The sequence below is a fragment of the Amycolatopsis sp. NPDC006131 genome, assembly GCF_040614175.1.
Classification (GTDB): Bacteria; Actinomycetota; Actinomycetes; order Mycobacteriales; family Pseudonocardiaceae; genus Amycolatopsis_E; species Amycolatopsis_E tucumanensis.
On record NZ_JBEXTX010000054.1, the window covers coordinates 19890 to 37383 of the forward strand.

The 17494-nt window shown below is 73.1% G+C and carries 19 protein-coding genes and 1 pseudogene; 17 read left to right on the forward strand and 3 right to left on the reverse strand.

All coding sequences use genetic code 11. The features are described from left to right. Positions 1-22: 22 nt before the first annotated feature. The 4 genes from infB to ABZ215_RS25380 all read left to right on the forward strand — a co-directional run bounded on the left by infB (position 23) and on the right by ABZ215_RS25380 (position 4389). A complete protein-coding gene (gene infB / locus ABZ215_RS25365) occupies positions 23-2950 on the forward strand; it encodes a translation initiation factor IF-2 (protein ID WP_354952138.1) in 2928 nt (975 codons plus the stop codon). A 67-nt stretch (positions 2951-3017) separates the two neighbouring features. Next, positions 3018-3311, forward strand: coding sequence for a DUF503 domain-containing protein (locus ABZ215_RS25370; RefSeq protein WP_020422054.1), 294 nt, complete (start codon positions 3018-3020; stop codon positions 3309-3311). 12 nt (positions 3312-3323) lie between these two features. Continuing rightward, a complete protein-coding gene (gene rbfA, locus ABZ215_RS25375) occupies positions 3324-3785 on the forward strand; it encodes a 30S ribosome-binding factor RbfA (protein WP_354952140.1) in 462 nt (153 codons plus the stop codon). Positions 3786-4005: 220 nt separating this feature from the next. Continuing rightward, positions 4006-4389 carry a hypothetical protein gene (locus tag ABZ215_RS25380; RefSeq protein ID WP_354952196.1) on the forward strand — a complete coding sequence of 128 codons (384 nt, stop codon included), beginning with the start codon at positions 4006-4008 and terminating at the stop codon, positions 4387-4389. On the opposite strand, the gene ABZ215_RS25385 is transcribed toward ABZ215_RS25380, so the two are convergent. After that, positions 4377-4925, reverse strand: a complete 549-nt coding sequence (locus tag ABZ215_RS25385; protein WP_354952142.1) for a TetR/AcrR family transcriptional regulator — start codon at positions 4923-4925, stop codon at positions 4377-4379. The two genes, ABZ215_RS25380 and ABZ215_RS25385, sit on opposite strands and share 13 nt — an antisense overlap. 84 nt (positions 4926-5009) lie before the next feature. On the opposite strand from ABZ215_RS25385, the gene ABZ215_RS25390 reads away from it, so the two are divergent. Then, the gene (locus ABZ215_RS25390; protein ID WP_354952144.1) at positions 5010-5705 is read left to right on the forward strand and encodes an SDR family NAD(P)-dependent oxidoreductase; all 696 of its coding nucleotides are present in this window, start codon (positions 5010-5012) and stop codon (positions 5703-5705) included. Between the two features lie 96 nt (positions 5706-5801). After that, positions 5802-5987, forward strand: a pseudogene (locus ABZ215_RS25395) (hypothetical protein); the annotation flags it as partial. Here ABZ215_RS25395 and ABZ215_RS25400 read toward each other — a convergent pair. Both ABZ215_RS25400 and ABZ215_RS25405 read right to left on the reverse strand, forming a co-directional pair. Then, the gene (locus tag ABZ215_RS25400) at positions 5984-7147 is read right to left on the reverse strand and encodes an MFS transporter (RefSeq protein WP_354952146.1); all 1164 of its coding nucleotides are present in this window, start codon (positions 7145-7147) and stop codon (positions 5984-5986) included. The pseudogene ABZ215_RS25395 and the gene ABZ215_RS25400 overlap by 4 nt on opposite strands. Before the next feature lie 85 nt (positions 7148-7232). Continuing rightward, the gene (locus ABZ215_RS25405) at positions 7233-8267 is read right to left on the reverse strand and encodes an SAM-dependent methyltransferase (protein ID WP_354952148.1); all 1035 of its coding nucleotides are present in this window, start codon (positions 8265-8267) and stop codon (positions 7233-7235) included. A 24-nt stretch (positions 8268-8291) separates the two neighbouring features. On the opposite strand from ABZ215_RS25405, the gene ABZ215_RS25410 reads away from it, so the two are divergent. The 11 genes from ABZ215_RS25410 (at position 8292) to rpsO (ending at position 17428) form a co-directional block, all read left to right on the forward strand. Next, positions 8292-9293, forward strand: a complete 1002-nt coding sequence (locus ABZ215_RS25410) for a bifunctional oligoribonuclease/PAP phosphatase NrnA (protein ID WP_354952150.1) — start codon at positions 8292-8294, stop codon at positions 9291-9293. Positions 9294-9619: 326 nt separating this feature from the next. Continuing rightward, positions 9620-10942 (forward strand): MATE family efflux transporter, encoded by a 1323-nt coding sequence (locus ABZ215_RS25415; RefSeq protein WP_354952152.1) that lies wholly within the window; start codon positions 9620-9622, stop codon positions 10940-10942. A 582-nt stretch (positions 10943-11524) separates the two neighbouring features. After that, positions 11525-12835 carry an MFS transporter gene (locus ABZ215_RS25420; protein WP_354952198.1) on the forward strand — a complete coding sequence of 437 codons (1311 nt, stop codon included), beginning with the start codon at positions 11525-11527 and terminating at the stop codon, positions 12833-12835. A 25-nt stretch (positions 12836-12860) separates the two neighbouring features. Then, positions 12861-13772, forward strand: coding sequence for a tRNA pseudouridine(55) synthase TruB (gene truB / locus ABZ215_RS25425; protein WP_354952154.1), 912 nt, complete (start codon positions 12861-12863; stop codon positions 13770-13772). A gap of 36 nt (positions 13773-13808) precedes the next feature. Then, positions 13809-14138 (forward strand): helix-turn-helix domain-containing protein, encoded by a 330-nt coding sequence (locus ABZ215_RS25430; RefSeq protein ID WP_354952156.1) that lies wholly within the window; start codon positions 13809-13811, stop codon positions 14136-14138. Next, complete coding sequence (locus ABZ215_RS25435; RefSeq protein WP_354952158.1) at positions 14135-14689, forward strand: FAD-dependent monooxygenase; 555 nt, start codon at positions 14135-14137, stop codon at positions 14687-14689. Before ABZ215_RS25430 ends, ABZ215_RS25435 begins: the two co-directional genes overlap by 4 nt. Continuing rightward, complete coding sequence (locus ABZ215_RS25440) at positions 14686-14916, forward strand: hypothetical protein (protein WP_354952160.1); 231 nt, start codon at positions 14686-14688, stop codon at positions 14914-14916. The genes ABZ215_RS25435 and ABZ215_RS25440 overlap by 4 nt, the downstream gene beginning before the upstream one ends. 53 nt (positions 14917-14969) lie before the next feature. Beyond that, a complete protein-coding gene (locus ABZ215_RS25445; protein WP_354952162.1) occupies positions 14970-15941 on the forward strand; it encodes a bifunctional riboflavin kinase/FAD synthetase in 972 nt (323 codons plus the stop codon). Positions 15942-16057: 116 nt separating this feature from the next. Beyond that, a complete protein-coding gene (locus ABZ215_RS25450; protein WP_020422067.1) occupies positions 16058-16537 on the forward strand; it encodes a helix-turn-helix transcriptional regulator in 480 nt (159 codons plus the stop codon). Between the two features lie 3 nt (positions 16538-16540). Continuing rightward, positions 16541-17044, forward strand: coding sequence for an RNA 2',3'-cyclic phosphodiesterase (gene thpR, locus ABZ215_RS25455; RefSeq protein ID WP_354952164.1), 504 nt, complete (start codon positions 16541-16543; stop codon positions 17042-17044). 114 nt (positions 17045-17158) lie between these two features. Further along, entirely contained in the window at positions 17159-17428 is a 270-nt protein-coding gene (rpsO, locus tag ABZ215_RS25460; RefSeq protein WP_017981770.1) for a 30S ribosomal protein S15, read from the forward strand. The last annotated feature ends 66 nt before the right edge of the window (positions 17429-17494 follow it).

The following is a 17494-nucleotide window of genomic DNA, read 5'->3' on the forward strand; positions in this document are numbered from 1 at the left end:
GCCTCACCAGTTGAGGAGAGCAGTGGCAGGCAAGGCCCGTGTGCACGAGCTCGCGAAGGAGCTCGGGGTTACGAGCAAGGAAGTTCTCGCCAAGCTGAAGGAGCAGGGCGAGTTCGTGAAGTCGGCGTCGTCGACCGTCGAGGCACCCGTTGCCCGGCGGCTGCGTGACGCCTTCGTCACCAAGGACAGCAAGCCCGCCGGCCGGTCCGGCGGCGCCCGGCCGGGACCGTCGGCCGGGAACGGCGCGGCGCCCAAGCCCGGCGCGCCGCGTCAACAGCAGCCGCAGGCGCGCCCGGTCCCGGGCGCCAAGCCCGGCCCGCGCCCCGGCCCGCAGCAGCAGGCCCCGGCGCCCCAGGCGGCGGCGCCGCAGGCCCCCGCGCCCCAGGCGCCGGCCCCGCAGCAGCAGCGTCCGGCTGAGCAGCCGGCTCCGCAGCAGCAGGCCCCGGCCGCGAAGGCGCAGCCCCAGGCACCCAAGCCCCCGGCGCCGCGTCCCGGCGCGGGTGGCTCCGGCCAGTCCGGTTCGGTGGTGCCCCCCAAGCCGCAGGGCCCCAAGCCCGGGCCGAAGCCCGGTCCGCGCGCCCCGCGGCCCGGCAACAACCCGTTCGGTGTCGGCCAGGGCGCTCCGGCGCCGCGTCCGCCGGCACGTCCCGGCGGCCAGGGCGGCGAGCGCCCGGCCGAGCGGTCCGGCGGCGGTGACCGTCCGGCTCCGCGTCCCGGTGGCGGTGCTCGCCCGAACCCGGGCAACATGCCGCCGCGCCCGAATCCGGGCATGATGCCCGGCCGCGTGCAGCGGCCCGGCGGTGGTCCCGGCGGCGCCGGCCGTGGTGGTCCCGGTGGCGGCCGCGGTGGCGCGGGCGCGGGCCGTGGCGGACCGGGTGGTCCCCGTGGCGGCGGCGCTCCGCGCGGCGGTCCCGGTGGCGGCGGTGGCGGCGGCGGTTTCCGCCCCGGTGGCGGCGGTGGCGCTCCCGCTGGTGGTGGCTTCCGCGGTGGCGGCGGCGGTCGTGGCGGCGGCGGTGGCCGCGGTGGCACGGCCGGTGCCTTCGGCCGTCCGGGTGGACCCTCGCGCAAGGGCCGCAAGTCGAAGCGGCAGAAGCGCCAGGAGTACATGGAGAACATGCAGGCGCCGTCGGTCGGTGGCATCCGGCTGCCCAAGGGCAGCGGCGAGACCATCCGGCTGCCGCGCGGCGCCTCGCTGACCGACTTCGCGGAGAAGATCGACGCGAACCCGGCCTCGCTGGTGCAGGTGCTGTTCCACCTGGGTGAGATGGTCACCGCGACGCAGTCCGTCTCGGACGAGGTGCTGGAGCTCCTCGGCTCGGAGATGAACTACAACGTCCAGGTCGTCTCCCCCGAGGAGGAGGACCGCGAGCTGCTGGAGACCTTCGACATCACCTACGGTGAGGACGAGGGCGGCGAGGAGGACCTGCAGGTCCGCCCGCCGGTGGTGACCGTCATGGGTCACGTCGACCACGGTAAGACCCGCCTGCTCGACACCATCCGCAAGACGCGGGTGCACGAGCGGGAGGCCGGTGGCATCACCCAGCACATCGGCGCCTACCAGGTCGAGACCGAGCTCGAGGGCAACCCGCGCCTGATCACCTTCATCGACACCCCGGGTCACGAGGCGTTCACCGCCATGCGTGCCCGTGGTGCGAACTCCACCGACATCGCGGTGATCGTGGTCGCCGCGGACGACGGCGTCATGCCGCAGACGGTGGAGGCGATCAACCACGCCCAGGCGGCCAAGGCGCCGATCGTGGTCGCGGTCAACAAGATCGACAAGGAAGGCGCGAACCCGGACAAGATCCGGCAGCAGCTCACCGAGTACAACCTCGTGGCCGAGGAGTACGGCGGCGACACCATGTTCGTCGACATCTCGGCTCGCGAGAACATCAACATCGACGGGCTGCTCGAGGCGATCCTGCTGACCGCGGACGCAACCCTGGACCTCCGGGCCAACCCGGACATGCCGGCCCAGGGTGTCGCGATCGAGGCGCACCTCGACCGCGGCCGCGGCCCGGTGGCCACCGTGCTGGTCCAGCGCGGCACCCTGCGGGTCGGCGACTCGGTCGTCGCCGGCGACGCGTACGGCCGCGTGCGGCGGATGGTCGACGAGTACAACGAGGACGTCACCGAGGCGCTGCCCTCGCGTCCGGTCCAGGTCATCGGCTTCACGTCGGTGCCTGGCGCGGGCGACACGTTCCTCGTCGTCGAGGAGGACCGGGTGGCCCGGCAGATCGCCGAGCGCCGCCAGGCCCGCATCCGCAACGCGCAGAACGCCGCGAAGCGCAAGCGCGTCAGCCTGGAGGACCTGGACTCCGCGCTGAAGGAGACCAACAGCCTCAACCTGATCATCAAGGGTGACAACTCCGGTACGGTCGAGGCCCTGGAAGCGTCGCTCATGCAGCTGGACGTCGGCGACGAGGTCGAGCTGAACGTGGTCCACCGCGGCGTCGGTGGTGTCACCGAGAGCGACATCGACCTGGCGACGGCCTCCGACGCGATCGTCCTGGGCTTCAACGTCCGGGCCGAGGGCAAGGCGACCGAGCGGGCCAACCGCGAGGGCGTCGACGTCCGGTACTACACGGTGATCTACCAGGCGATCGACGAGATCGAGCAGGCCCTCAAGGGCATGCTCAAGCCGGAGTACGAAGAGGTCGAGCTGGGCCGCGCCGAGGTCCGGGAGGTCTTCAAGTCCTCCAAGTTCGGCACCATCGCCGGTTGCCTCGTGCAGTCCGGGGAGATCCGCCGCAACGCGAAGGCGCGTCTCCTGCGGGACAACGTGGTCGTCGCCGAGAACCTGCCGGTCAGCTCGCTGCGGCGGTTCAAGGACGATGTGGTCGAGGTCCGCGAGGGCTACGAGTGCGGTCTGACGCTCGGGTCCTACAGCGACATCAAGGTCGACGACATCATCGAGACCTACGAGCAGCGCGAGAAGCCGCGCGTCTGAGTCGGGTAGTGGTGCGCGGGGCCGGTCTGGTGACCGGCCCCGCGTCCTCACCTGGGACAGGGAACCGATGTACGTAGGTGCGCTCGAACTCGACGTCCTGTTCGGCGACGTCCATTCGCTGAAGCAGAAGCGGTCGCTGGTGCGGCCGCTGATCGCCGAGGTGCGCCGCAGGTTCGAGGTGTCGGTCGCCGAGGCAGGCCACCTCGACCTGCACCGCAGAGCCCTGATCGGGGTGGCGGTGGTGGCGGCCGACGGTGAACATGTTCGTGACGTGCTCGACGGCTGTGAACGGCTGGTGGCGCAGCGCCCGGAACTGGAGCTGCTCTCCACCCACCGCCGCCTGCTCGGGCCAGAAGACTAAGGGGAGTGCGTGATGGCCGATCCGGCTCGCGCCCGCAGGCTGTCCAAGCGGATTTCGCAGATCGTGGCGTCGGCGATCGAGCACGAGATCAAGGACCCGCGGTTGAAGAACGTGACGATCACCGACGCGAAGATCACCGCGGACCTGCACGACGCGACCGTGTACTACACGGTGCTGGGGGAGACGCTGGAGTCCAAGCCGGACTTCCCCGGGGCGGCCGCGGCGCTGGAGTCGGCGCGGGGCGTGCTGCGCAGCCGGGTCGGGCAGGGCACCGGGGTGCGGTTCACGCCGACGCTGACGTTCGTCGCGGACACCATCCCGGAGGACGCCCGGCACATCGAGGACCTGCTGGCGAAGGCCCGCGAGGCCGACGCCGAACTGGCCCGGCGCGCGGCCGCCGCGCAGCACGCCGGCGACCCGGACCCGTACAAGCAGCCCCGCGAAGCCGACGAGGACGACTCCGACGAGGAGTAGTCCCACGTGCCCATGCCCCGCGGTGGTGGGTTGTCGCTGCGTTGCTGCTGCCCCGCGATGCCGGCGAGGGGCCCCGCCCGGTCTTGGCTCGCGGTGGTTGGGTTGTCGAAGCGGCGGGCGGTTCCGGCAAGTAGCAGCCCCGCCCCCTCTTGACCCGCGGTGCTTGGATTGCCGCAGCACTGCCGCTGCGACGCGATCTGAGGGGGTCCGCGTGAGGTCGATGGGATGGCTGTACCCGTTCCGCTCCCGGCCCTGGTCCGAGATCGCCGCGGAGTTCCACCGGCTCGCCGACGCGCGGCCGGTCTACCTCCCCATGTCCGAGGTCGTGGACAGCGTGCTCGCCGCGAACACCGTCCTGCTCGGCACGACCTCGCTGGGTGACCTGATCGTGGTCGACCGGCCGGTGCCGCGGGCGCCGTGGGGCGCGGTCGTGGTGTCCGGCCCGTGGTCGCGGCGCTCCGCCGTTCCGCCCGGCCGCGTGCGCGTCGAGCACGTGGGCGCCGACGGTGAGGCGGACGAGCGCCCCGTCGACGAGGCCGTGCCGCTGTTCTGGTGTTTCGTGACCCGCAAGTTCGGCGTGGTGCCCGCCGCTCAGGTGTCCTGAGGCTGGATCCCGTCCAGCAGGAACGTCAGGTGGCGGCGCCAGTCGCCGAGCGGCGCCGCCTGGGTGGTGGCGGCGATGGCGAACGCCAGGTCCGGCAGGCCGAAGTCCGGGCGCAGCACGCCGGCCCCGTGCGCGCGTTCCAGCACCTTCTCGAACACCTCGCCGACCCGCTCCCGGGCCGCCCGCAGCCCCGGCGCCCCGGGCAGGTCGCTGGTGCAGATCTCGGTCATCCCGCGGTCCACCGACTGCAGCTCGCAGGTCCGCACGATCAGCTGGACGAGGCCGTCCCACGGGTCCTCGGCCGCCAGCGCCTGCTCGGCTTCGCCCGCCCAGCGGTCGAGCATGCCGCTGAACGCGGCTTCGACCAGGTCCGTGCGGGTGGGGAACCGGTTGTAGAGCGTCCCGATCGACACCCCGGCCCGGCGTGCGATCTCCTCCAGCGGCGCGTCCAGGCCCTTCTCGCCGAACACCTCGCGCGCGGCCGCGACCAGCAGTTCGCGGTTGCGCTGCGCGTCGCGGCGGAGGGGACGGTTCACGCTGCCGAGTATAAGAAACTTGAGGGCTGCCTCAATTTGAGATACAACTTGAGGGGTACCTCAACTTTCTGGGAGGAAATCGCCATGAGGACACTCGCGATCTTCGGCGCCGGGCCCGGCATGGGACTGGCCACGGCCCGCCGGTTCGGCAAGGAGGGCTACCAGGTCTCGCTCGTGGCGCGCAGCGCGGACCGGCTGTCGTCCTTCGTGGACGAACTCACCGCGGAAGGTGTTGCCGCGCGGGCGTTTCCGGCCGACATGACCGACCTTGCCGCGCACGAGCCGCTGCTGGCGGACATCGGCCGGGTGGACGTGGCGGTGATCAACGGGTCACTGGACCAGGCGCTGTTGAAGCCGGTGCGCGACCTCGACGTCGAGACCCTGCGGTCCGGGTTCGAGAGCGTGGTGCTGGCGCCGCTGTCGCTGACCCGGCGGCTGCTGCCGGGCATGCTGGAGCGCGGCTCCGGCGCGTTGCTCTACGGGTTCGGCTCCTCGGCGAAGACCCCGGAGCCGATGCTCGCCGGCGCGGGCACGCCCCAGGCGGCGCTGCGCAACTACGTGTTCGCGCTGCGGGCCGACCTCGCCGGCACGGGCGTCACCGCCGCCGCGATCACCATCGGATCGCTCATCCGCGGCAGCGACGCCGAGAAGCTGTTCGACGCCTCGGTGGAGGCCCGCCGAGGGTTCGACCCGGACCGCATCGACCCGGCCGACCTCGCCGAAATGTTGTGGGGCATGGCCACGACGGGCGAACCGGCCGAGCAGGTGGTGCCCGGCTAGGAAGTGTCCGGTAATTGATCTAGCTGGCGAATCCGGTTCGTCAGTCCCGAGCGGGAGGATCAGATCGCCCGCCGCGTCGCCAGAGGTTCACGCGGCGGCCGCCCACCCGCCTTCGATGCCGCGACCTACAAGCGGCGCAACGTGGTCGAACGCTGCTTCAACCGGCTCAAACGGTTCCGCGACCTGGCCACCCGCTATGCCAAACGCACCGCCCACTACCACCCCGAACTCTCCATCGCCGCCATCATCCTCCGGCCCGATGACTTACCGGACACTTCCTAGACGGTCGCCGGTGCGCGGGTGGCGGCGAGGCGGAACAGCGCGAGCGCGGCCAGGCCGGCGGCCGCCGCCCACCAGGGCAGCGCCCCGGTCCCGCCGAGGCCGATCACGCCGCCACCGACGGCGCCGCCGACCGCCACCCCGAGGTAGGTGCCCGAGGTGTTCATCGCCAGCGCCGGCGCCGAGGCCTCACCGGCCAGCCGGTGCAGCCGCGCCTGGACCGCGGGCGAGTTCCAGAACGCCGCGCCGCCCCACAGCGCCACCAAGGGCCACAGCACCCACACCGGCACCGGGCGGATCGACCACAGCAACCCGAAGACGACCATCACCGCGATGAACACCCCGACGCCGATCGCCAGCGTGCGGTCGGGGCCCCACCGGTCGGTGGCGCGTCCGCCTGCCCAGATGCCGGCCATTCCGGCGGCACCCGACACCGCGAACAACGCGCCGCGGGACGCTATGTCCACATCGGACAGACCGGCGGTGAACGGCGCCAGGTAGGTGAGCAGCATCATCGACCCGAACATCAGCACGACGTTCGCGGCCAAACCCAGGGACACCGGTGGCGCGCCGAGACCGCGGATTCGGTCCCGCCAGGCCATCGCCGGACCGGCCGCGGTGCCCGAAGGCAGGGTGGCGGTGAAGGCGGCCACCGTGGCGAGCCCGGCCACGGCCAGCGCGGTGAACGTCGCGCGCCACCCGCCGAGCGCGCTGAGCCAGGTGCCCAGCGGGACGCCGATCGCCACCGCTCCGGTGACACCCAGCGCCACGGCCGCCACGTACCGGCCGAGCTTCTCCGGCGGCGACAACCGGGCGGCGAGCGAGAACAACGCCGGGGTGGCCGCGCCGGCCGCCGCCGCGGCGACGACGCGGGCCAGCAGCAGCACCGCGAAGGAGGGCGTGAGCGCGGCGAGCAGGTTGGCCGCGGTGAACACCGCGGCCGCGCTGGTGAGCACCACCTTGGGCCGGGTGCGGGCGGTGAGGAGCGCCATGACCGGCGCCGCCACCGCGACGGTCACCGAGAACACCGTCACCAGCTGCCCGGCCGCGCCGACCGTGACGCCCAGATCGGTGGCGATCTCCGGGAGGACCCCCGCGATGACGTAGTCGTCGGTGTAGTACACCAGCGCCGCGCCGGCCAGCGCGATCAGCCAGAGCGGCATGTGCCCGATTCCTCCCAGGTCCCCGTTGTGCGTGATTTCTACACGGGACGGGAGCGGGCCTCCACCGGGTTTTCCGGACCCCGGCTCAGACGGGCTTCCTGGCGACGATCAGGTCCCGCAGGATCGCCTGGTCCACCCGGTGCTCGAACCCCTCCCACGGCCCGCCGGAGCGGACTTCCAGGCCGGCCCGGCCGAGGATCGCGGCGATCTCGTCGCGCTTGGCGACGTGCGTGTTCCAGCTCAGGCCCAGCGCGCCGCCCGGCTTGAGCACCCGCTCCCACACCGGCACGGCGGCGGCCAGCAGGTCCCGCGGGCTGCGCGCGAGCTCGTCGGGCTGGTGGCTGCCGTGCTGGACGCCGTAGGGCGCGTCGGCCACCACGACGTCCGCCGAGCCTGCCTTGAGCAGCTCGTCGGTGGTGAGGGTGTCGGCGTTGAAGAACGTGACGTGACGCGCGTCGCCGGCCTTCCAGCGTTCCTTGTCCAGCGCGTAGGAGATCTCCAGGCGCTGCCCGAGGCGGTGCTTGTGCCGCCGCAGCGGGCCGGAGTCGGCGTTGTGCTTGACGCGCTTCTGCCGCAGCCAGGTCTTGATGAACCGTTCGTAGGCCTCGAAATCCCGCTTGTCGACGTCCAGCCCGGTCGCGTCCAGGCCGTACATCATGGCCTGGTTGAGCGTGGTTCCCCGGCCGCACAACGGGTCCACCACGTGCAGCGGCCGCTCCAGGAATTCGGTGGGCCGGGACCGGGACAGCAGCGTGACGTTGAGCAGCAGCTTGGTGAACAGCTCGTTGGTCTTGCCCGGGTACTTCTGGATGGTCAGCAGGTCGGAGTCGAGCTGGTCCAGCGGCGCGATCTCCAGCGGGCGCAGCAGGTCGCCGCTGAACTCGAACAGCGCGTACAGCGACGAGAGGTTCGACAGCAGCCGGAGGTCCTCTTCGGACAGCGGGTCCGCGGTGGTGAACGTGACGTAGGTGACGCCACCGATCCGGCGCTCGCCGATCTCGGCCGGCGGTGTGCGCAGTGCCTCGCCGAACACGGTCAGTTCGGCGCGCAGCAGCCCGGCGGAGGCGTCGGCGTAGACGCGGTTGGCGCCGGGGTAGAGGAGGATCCCGTAGTCGAACATCAGGAAAAAGCGTAGCTTGCCCGCATGAGCACCTCCGCCCAGCTCGACTTCCCGCGCGCCGCAGGGCTGCTGCGCGAAGCGAACGACGTCACCCTGCTGGCCCACGTCCGCCCGGACGCCGACGCGCTCGGCAGCGCGCTGGCCCTCGGTCGCGCGCTCTACCAGCGGGGCGCGACCGTGCGCGTGTCCTTCGCCGAGCCCGCCGAGGTGCCGGAAAGCCTGCGCGGCCTGGACGCCGACAACCTGTTCGTGCCCGCCGGCGAGGTGCCGCCGTCGGCGGGGCTGCTGGTCTGCCTGGACACGCCGAGCCCGGCGCGGCTGGGTTCGCTGGCCGACCGGGTGGAGGCGACGCGCGCGGCCGGCGGCGAGGTGCTGGTGGTCGACCACCACGCGTCGAACCTGCGGTACGGCTCGGTGCACCTGGTCGACGACACCGCCGAGGCGACCGCGGTGCTGGTGCTGGCGTTGCTGGACGAGCTGGGGGTGGCGCTGGACGAGCCGATCGCGCGCTGCCTGTACGCCGGGCTGGTCACCGACACGGGTGGTTTCCGGCGGGCCCGGCCGTCGACCCACCGCGCGGCGGCCCGGCTCCTCGAGGCGGGGGTCGACCCGGACCGGCTCGCGCGGGAGATCATCGACGACCACCCGTTCGCGTGGCTGCCGATGCTGTCGACCGTGCTGGCGTCGGCGCGGCTGGAGCCGGAGTCGGCGCAGGGCTTCGGGCTCGTGCACGCCGTGGTGACCGCCGACGTGGCCGCGACGGTGCGGCTGGAGGAGGTCGAGGGCGTGGTGGACGTGATCCGCTCGACGCGCGAGGCCGAGGTCGCGGTGGTGCTGAAGGAGCAGGCGCCGGGGGAGTGGTCGGTGTCGTTCCGGGCGATCGGCAAGATCGACGTCTCCCAGGCGGCGCGCAGCCTCGGCGGCGGAGGCCACCGGCTGGCGGCCGGCTGCACGATCCACGGCACGGCGGAGGAGGGGCTGGCGCTGGTGCGGCGTGCGCTGGAGGAGGCGCCGCTGCTGGGCTGACCCGGGCAGGCCTGCGGTTGCGGCGCCGCGGAGGGTCGGTTCGCCGCGGGAGCCCCGGCGGCCGCCCATGTCCCTGCGGTCCTAGCGCCGCCGGGCGTCGCTTCGCCGCGAGTCGCGGGCATTCCGGGCGCCATCGCTTCTGCTGAGGAGCCACCGCTCCTCCGGGAACCACCGCCCTTCCGGGAGCCACCGCCCTTTCGGGAGCCACCGCCCTTTCGGGAGCCCTCCCCCCGCCGGGAGCCACCGCCCCGCGGAGGGCGTCGCCGGATCGGCCGCGCCGCTGCCGCGCGGCCGATCTTGTCGGTGCCCCCGGTTAACCTGCCCTCGTGTCCGAAACCGTGGAAACCGCCGGGGAGAAGGTGCCCGCCAGGCGCGTGCTGGGCCTGGCGGTCCCGGCGCTGGGGGTCCTCGCGGCCGAGCCGTTGTACGTCCTGGTCGACACGGCCGTCGTCGGGCACCTGGGGGCTCTTCCACTGGCCGGGCTCGCCGTCGGCGGGGTCGTGCTGGCCCAGGTCTCGACCCAGCTGACGTTCCTGTCCTACGGCACCACCTCGCGCACCGCCCGCCTGCTCGGCGCCGGCCGCCGCGCCGAGGCGGTCAGCGAAGGCGTCCAGGCGACCTGGCTGGCGATCCTCGTCGGCCTGGTCGTGCTCGGCGCCGGGCAGCTGCTCGCGGGCCCGGTCGCGCGTGTCCTGTCCGGCAGTGACGAGGTCGCCGCGGCGGCCGTGTCCTGGCTGCGCATCGCGTTGTTCGGGGCGCCGCTGATCCTGATCACCATGGCGGGCAACGGCTGGATGCGCGGCGTGCAGGACGCGGTCCGCCCGCTGCGGTACGTCCTGGCCGGCAACGGGATCTCCGCGGTCCTCTGCCCGCTGCTGGTCTACGTCGCGGACTGGGGGCTCGAAGGGTCGGCGGTCGCGAACGTCGTCGCCCAGGTGATCAGCGCCGGGCTGTTCCTGCGGGCCCTCGTGGCCGAGAAGGTGTCGCTCAAGCCGCACCCGAAGGTGATGCGCGCGCAGCTCGGCCTCGGCCGGGACCTGGTGCTGCGCAGCCTCGCCTTCCAGGCGTGCTTCGTCTCCGCCGCGGCGGTGGCGGCCCGCACCTCGACGGCGGCCGTCGGCGCGCACCAGATCGTGCTGCAGCTGTGGACGTTCCTCTCCCTCGTGCTGGACTCGGTCGCCATCGCGGCCCAGTCGCTGGTCGGGGCGGCTCTGGGGGCGGGCTCGGCGCGGCAGGCGCGAGGCGTGGCCGGGCAGATCACGCGTTACGGGCTGATCATGGGCTGCGTCCTCGGCGTGGTGTTCGCGGCGGTGTCGCAGGTGCTGCCGCACGCGTTCACCTCCGACCCGGGCGTGCTCGGCGAGGTGCCGCACGCCTGGTGGTTCTTCGTGGCGCTGCAACCGATCGCGGGCGTGGTGTTCGCGCTGGACGGGGTGCTCCTCGGCGCGGGTGACGCGGCCTTCCTCCGCACCGCGACGCTCGTCAGCGCCGCGCTCGGGTTCCTGCCGCTGATCTGGGCCTCGCTCGGCTTCGGCTGGGGCCTGACCGGCATCTGGACCGGCCTGTCGCTGTTCATGGTGCTGCGCCTGGCCGCGGTGGTGGCCCGCTGGCGCTCGGACGGCTGGACCGTGGTCGGCGCGGTCCGCTGACGCCGCACCTGCCGTCGGCTCCGTCTCGGGGGAGGGGGTCGCGCGCGGTAGTGAGGGGTGAGTGAGGCTCGGCGCGGTCGGCGGGCCCGGCGCGCACGGCCGGGCGACTGGCTGCTGCTGCTGGAGGGTGGCGGTGGGCGACGGTGGGTGCACGATGCACGGTGCCGTCGGCTGGCCCCGCCGCGCCGCGCCGCAGGCGTGTCGTGGGACCGGATCCGGGTCCGGCAACGCCGGACTGGGGCAGCGGCGCCGGGGAGGCGGCGTGCCGGCGCGCATCTCGGGGAGCGCTCCGACCGCCGGACCGTGGTCGGCGCCGTCCGCTGACGCCCCCGCGGCGTGGTGAGCGCCGGGCCGCGACTCTGCTGGTGGCGCCGGTTCCGGTCCGCGAGCCCAGCAACCTCGACGCCGTCCGCTGAACGGGTGGCCCGCGCTGGGCCGTGTGGCTGAAAACACCCCGGTAACAGGTAAGTTTCAGCCTTGCATAGGCGATACAACTATCGGGACGGCGATGCGGGCGTCCCCGTGTCGTTGTCGCCTACTCCGCTTCGGGAGGAATCCTTCGTGCCGCCGCAGCAGGCACCCGTGATCGGCAAGGCCAGCCGCCGGTCGTGGTTCATCTGGTTCACCGCCGCCATCGTCTACCTCCTCTCCGTCTTCCACCGCACCTCGTTCGGGGTCGCCGGGCTGGAAGCCGCCGACCGGTTCGGGGTCGGCGCCGCCGCGCTGTCCACGTTCACCGTCCTGCAGGTCGGCGTCTACGCCGCGATGCAGATCCCCACCGGCGTCCTCGTCGACCGCTTCGGGCCGCGCAAGGTCCTCACCGCCGCGCTGATCTTCCTCGGCCTCGGCCAGGTCCTCGTCGCCGTCGCGGACACCTACGCGCTGGGCCTGCTCGCGCGCGGTGTGCTCGGCTTCGGCGACGCGCTCACCTTCGTCAGCGTGCTGCGCCTGATCGCCGCGCACTTCCCGGGCCGCCAGTACGCCGTGGTCACGAGCTTCACCACGGCGATCGGCTTCCTCGGCAACCTCGCCGCGACCGTCCCGCTCACCCTGCTGCTCGCCGGCCCCGGCTGGACCCCGACGTTCCTCGCCGCCGGCCTGATCACCGCGATCTACTCGGCCGTCGTCGCGGGCCGGGTCCGCGACACCCCGGCCGGCGCCACCCCGAAGGCCGGCCCGGTCGACGCGCGCCAGCTTGCCCGCCAGGTCCGCACGGCGTGGCGCGTCCCCGGCACCCGTCTCGGCTTCTGGGTGCACTTCTCGACGATGTTCGCCCCGAACGTGCTGACCCTGCTGTGGGGCGTGCCGTTCCTGGTGCAAGGCCAGGGCCACCCGGCCGCGACCGCCAGCGCACTGCTGACCGTGTTCGTGTTCGGCTCGATGATCGGCGGCCCGCTGGTCGGCAGCATCATCTCCGCCCGCCCCGGCGCCCGGATGCCGCTGGTGCTCGGCTACCTCGCCGGCGCCGCCGCGGTGTGGGCCCTGCTGCTGAGCTGGCCCGGGCAGATCCCGGTCGGCGTGCTGGTGCCCGCGTTCGCGTTCCTGTCCCTGGGCGGCCCGGCGTCGATGATCGGGTTCGCGCTGGCCCGCGACTACAACCCGCTGTCCCGCGTGGGCACCGCGACCGGCGTGGTCAACGTCGGCGGCTTCGTCGCCACCACGCTCACCGCGCTGGCGGTCGGCGTGCTGCTGCAGCTCACCGGCGGCCAGTTCCGGCTCGCGCTGCTGGCCGTCGTCGCGGTGCTCGTGCTGGGCACGTTCCGCATGCTGGTGTGGTGGCTGCGCGCCCGCGCCGAACTGTTCGCCGCGCAGGAGCGGGGCGAGCACGTGCCGGTGCAGGTCCGCCGCCACGTGTGGGACGCCCCCACCCGGAAGGTCCCGGCAGCCGCGTAAGGGCGCGCCCGTAAGGTTTCCAGCCGTGTCCCAGCCGAAGACTCGACGCCCCGCGCCCCCGCCCGGCCTGCTCGTGGTGGACAAGCCACCAGGCATGACCTCCCACGACGTGGTGGCGCGGGTGCGCCGGATCATGGGCACCCGCAAGGTCGGGCACGCCGGCACGCTCGACCCGATGGCCACCGGCGTGCTGGTGCTGGGCGTCGAGCGGGCGACCAAGCTGCTGGGCCACCTCGCGCTGGACCGCAAGACCTACCTCGCCACGCTGGCCCTCGGAGTCTCGACCACCACCGACGACGCCGAGGGCGAGCACACCTCCACCGCGGACCCGGACGCGCTGGCCGCCGTCACCGACGAGGCGATCGCGTCCGGGATAGCCGCGCTCACCGGGGAGATCCAGCAGGTCCCGAGCGCGGTGAGCGCGGTGAAGATCGCCGGCAAGCGGGCGTACGCGCGCGTGCGGGCGGGTGAAGAGGTCGCGCTCAAGCCGCGGCCGGTCACCGTGTACCGGTTCGACCTGCTCGCCACCCGCCGCGTCGCCGACCGCATCGAGCTGGACGCGGTCGTCGAGTGCTCCTCGGGCACCTACGTGCGGGCGCTGGCCCGTGACCTCGGCGCGGGGCTCGGCGTGGGCGGCCACCTCGCCGCGCTGCGCCGCACCACCGTCGGCCCGTTCGGCATCGCCGCGGCGCGCACGCTGGAGCAGCTGGAGGAGAAGCCGGAGCTGTCCTTCGACCTGGACGACGCGGTGGCCGCGGCCTTCCCGCGCTACGAGGTCGACGCGGCCACCGCCCGTGCTGTCCGATATGGACAGCAGGTGCGCGCCTCCGGCATCGAGGGCACGTACGGGGTGTTCGACCCGGACGGGCACGCCCTCGCGCTGGCCGTGGACGCCGGCGGCGTGGCCCGCTCGGTGGTCGTTCTCGCTCCGGCCTGATCCCCGCGAAGCCCCGTTCCGGGGACAGTTCTGGAGGTGGCCACGTTCTTCGCCGAGCAGTACGGCCAGCCGCCGATCGCGGGCCGGATCCTGGGCTGGCTGATGGTGTGCGACCCGCCCGAGCAGTCGGCCACGCAGATCGCCGAGGCGATCGGGGCCAGCCGGGCGTCCCTGACCACCAACCTCAACCTGCTCACCTCCGCCGGCCTGGTGCGCCGCCGGACCGGGCCGGGTGCGCGCACCACCTACTTCCGGGTCGACGACGACGCCTGGCCCGTGGTGGTCAAGCGGCGGATCGCCACGCTGGCCTCGTTCGCCGACGTCGCCGAACGAGGGATGGACCTCTTCGGGGCGGAGCCACCGTGACCGGGGTGAGCACGTCGGCGGCCGGCGCGACGGTCCACTACCGGACGGCTGAGGGCGAGCACGAGATCGAGGCCGGTCTCGTCGTGGGCGCGGACGGCATCCACAGCACCGTGCGCGCGACCCTCTGGCCGGACGCGCCGGCACCCCGCTTCCGGTACACGGCGTGGCGCGGGGTCACCCGGCCCGGATCGGTGTGGCCGGAGGACGGGATGTTCACCCTCGGGCGCGGGGCGTACTTCCTGGCTCACCCGATCGGCGGCGAACGGGTCTACTGGGCGCTGGGCGTGCACGCCGACACGCCCGGCGTGCGCTACCCGGACAACCTGGCCGAGGTGCGCCGCCGGCTGACGGGCTGGCACCGCCGGGTCGGCGAGCTGCTCGACGCGACACCCGCGGATGCCGTGCTGCACAACGACATCAACGACCTCGGCGCGTTGCCCACCTACGTCCGCGGCCGGGTCGTGCTGCTGGGCGACGCGGCGCACGCGATGACGCCAGACATGGGGCAGGGGCGTGCCAGGCGATCGAGGACGCGGTCACGCTCGTCGTGACCACCGGTGACCTCGCCGCCTACGACCGGGCCCGGCTCGGCCGGACCCGCGCGGTCGTCTCGACGGCCCGCCGGAAGGGCAGGATCGCGGTGTCGCGCTCCAGGCTCGTCCACCGGATGCAGGTCCTCGGCATGCGCCGGGCGCCGGCGTCGATCGTGCGCAAGGAGACCGGCAGGGTGTGGGACTGGACACCGCCCGGCACCGCCGAAGCTCCGGGCGGACGGTGACGGCCGCCGACCGCCCTCGGCGGACGCGCTTCGCGCGGCAGTACCCTGCATGCGTGCAGAGGTGGCGAGGGCTTGCTGATCTCCCCGGCGGCTGGGGGCGGTGCGTGGTCACGATCGGCGTGTTCGACGGGGTGCACCGCGGGCACCAGGCGCTGATCGCCAGGACGGTCGAGGTGGCCAAGAACCGCAACCTGCCCAGCGTGATGCTGACGTTCGACCCGCACCCGTCCGAGGTCATCCGGCCGGGGAGCCACCCGGCGCAGCTGACCACGCTGCGCCGCAAGGCGGAGCTGGTCGAGCAGCTGGGCATCGACGTGCTGTGCGTGCTGCCGTTCACCGCCGAGCTGTCCCGGCTGACCGCGCACGAGTTCGTGCACGAGGTGCTGGTCGACCGGCTGCACGCGGCCGCCGTGGTGGTGGGGGAGAACTTCACCTTCGGCCACAAGGCCGCCGGCGACGTGGCCCTGCTCAAGGACCTGGGCCGCCGCTTCGGGTTCGCCACCTACGGCGCCGAGCTGCAGGGCGGATCCACCGCGGACGGCGAGACCGCGGACGTCGGCGAGATCACCTTCTCGTCGACCTACGTCCGCTCGTGCATCGACGCGGGCGACGTGGTCGCCGCAGCCGACGCGCTCGGCCGGCCGCACCGCCTGGAGGGCATCGTGGTGCGCGGCGACGGCCGCGGGCACGACCTGGGCTACCCGACCGCCAACCTGTCCACGCCGCGGTTCGCCGCGGTGCCCGCCGACGGCGTCTACGCCTGCTGGTTCGTCCGCGAGAACCAGCCCGGCCGCCTGCTGCCCGCCGCGGTCTCGGTCGGCACCAACCCGACGTTCTCCGGCCGCGAGCGCACCGTCGAGGCGTTCGTGCTCGACGTGGACGAGGACTTCTACGGCCAGCACGTGGCGCTGGACTTCGTCGGCCGCCTGCGGGACATGGTGAAGTTCACCAGCGTCGACGACCTGATCGAGCAGATCGCCGACGACGTCAGCCGCACCCGCGCCATCCTCGGCACCGGCGGCTGACCGCGCCGGTGCGATTGCGAATCGTCGGGTGATTCCGCCTCGCCCGCCCGATCCCACCTGGCAAGATTGGGTCCGGCGCGGCCAGGTCTGTCCGGGGAGAGCAGGGAGCACAGCACGTGGATGACCACAAGATCGTCCAGCGGAACATCGCCCTCCAGCGGGAGTGGTACGGCGAGCCGCTGGGTGACCGGGTGCGCCGTCTCGTCGTCGCGTTCGACGTCTCGCAGGCCTACCTGGCCGAGGTGCTGGGCATCAGCGCCCCGATGCTGAGCCAGGTGATGAGCGGCCGCCGCGCCAAGATCGGCAACCCGGTGGTGCTCGCGCGGATGATCATGCTCGAGCGCAAGTGCCTGATCCCCGAGGTCGCCGCCGGCCACAAGGAAGCCCTGATGGCCGCGCTGGAGGACGTGCGGGACGCGCGGCCGACGGTCGGCCGCGACACCTTCCCGGTCAACGCGCTGTCCGAGGAGCGCGCGGTGCTGTCCGCGCTGCGGGACATCGCCGAGGACGAGGACCTGATCGAGGCGGCCAAGCGGCTCGACGACGACTTCCCGGCGCTGGCCGACCTGCTCCGCCGCGCCGGGCAGCAGGGCTGACCCGTGGTGCTGTTCTCCGCGGTCCTGCCGCCCGCCGCCGTGGTCGAGACCCTGACCGCCGAGGTCGCCGGGCTGCCGCGGCTGGACGGCGTGCGGTGGAGTTCGCCGGACAACTGGCACGTCACGCTGGGTTTCTACGGCGAGGACGACGCCCGGGCCAGGGCGGACTGGCTGCGGCCGCGGCTGGCGGGAATGTCCGCGCCCCGGATCTGGTTGGAAGGTGCGGGCACGTTCACCCGGGTCCTCTACCTCGGGGTGTACGGCGAAGGGATCACCGAGCTCGGTCTCGCCGCCGGAGCGGGCGAGGAGGGCCGCGCGTACCTGCCGCACCTGACGCTGGCGCGCACGCGCGAGCGGGTGCCGGCGGAGCTGGAGCGGCGGCTGTCCGGTTACCGCAGCGAGATGTGGACGGCCGCGGAGGCGGTGCTGATGCGGTCGCAGCGGAGCGCCGACGGCGTGCGATACGTCGCCCTCGAGCGCTTCCCGCTGTCCCAGCAGGCCAGGTAGTGCGCTCCCTGATACCCTGAACCACCGGGTCCGGCTGCAGTCCGTGGCGGCCGCGACCGACTACCCGCGTCCAGCGGGCCTCACGGCACAGAACAACACAGAGGAGAGAACTCAGTGGCGCTGTCCACCGACGAGAAGAAGTCGATTCTGACCGAGTACGGTCTGCACGAGTCCGACACCGGGTCCCCGGAGGCCCAGGTCGCGCTGCTCACCAAGCGGATCATCGGTCTCACCGAGCATCTCAAGGTGCACAAGCACGACCACCACTCCCGTCGCGGCCTGTTGCTGCTGGTCGGCCGTCGTCGCCGGCTGCTCAACTACGTGATGAAGGTGGACATCGAACGCTACCGGTCGCTGATCCAGCGACTCGGGTTGCGCCGATGACGTGATCGACAGGGGGAGTGACCACGGTCGCTCCCCCTCGGTCCATATGAAGTAAGAAAGAGGAAG

What these genes read in the sequence shown, in the direction of transcription:
- ABZ215_RS25370 (WP_020422054.1), top strand. Translation starts at nt 3,018, where the DNA reads ATGTACGTAGGTGCGCTCGAACTCGACGTCCTGTTCGGCGACGTCCAT.
- rbfA (WP_354952140.1), top strand. Translation starts at nt 3,324, where the DNA reads ATGGCCGATCCGGCTCGCGCCCGCAGGCTGTCCAAGCGGATTTCGCAG.
- ABZ215_RS25380 (WP_354952196.1), top strand. Translation starts at nt 4,006, where the DNA reads ATGGGATGGCTGTACCCGTTCCGCTCCCGGCCCTGGTCCGAGATCGCC.
- ABZ215_RS25390 (WP_354952144.1), top strand. Translation starts at nt 5,010, where the DNA reads ATGAGGACACTCGCGATCTTCGGCGCCGGGCCCGGCATGGGACTGGCC.
- ABZ215_RS25400 (WP_354952146.1), bottom strand. Translation starts at nt 7,147, where the DNA reads ATGCCGCTCTGGCTGATCGCGCTGGCCGGCGCGGCGCTGGTGTACTAC.
- ABZ215_RS25405 (WP_354952148.1), bottom strand. Translation starts at nt 8,267, where the DNA reads ATGTTCGACTACGGGATCCTCCTCTACCCCGGCGCCAACCGCGTCTAC.
- ABZ215_RS25410 (WP_354952150.1), top strand. Translation starts at nt 8,292, where the DNA reads ATGAGCACCTCCGCCCAGCTCGACTTCCCGCGCGCCGCAGGGCTGCTG.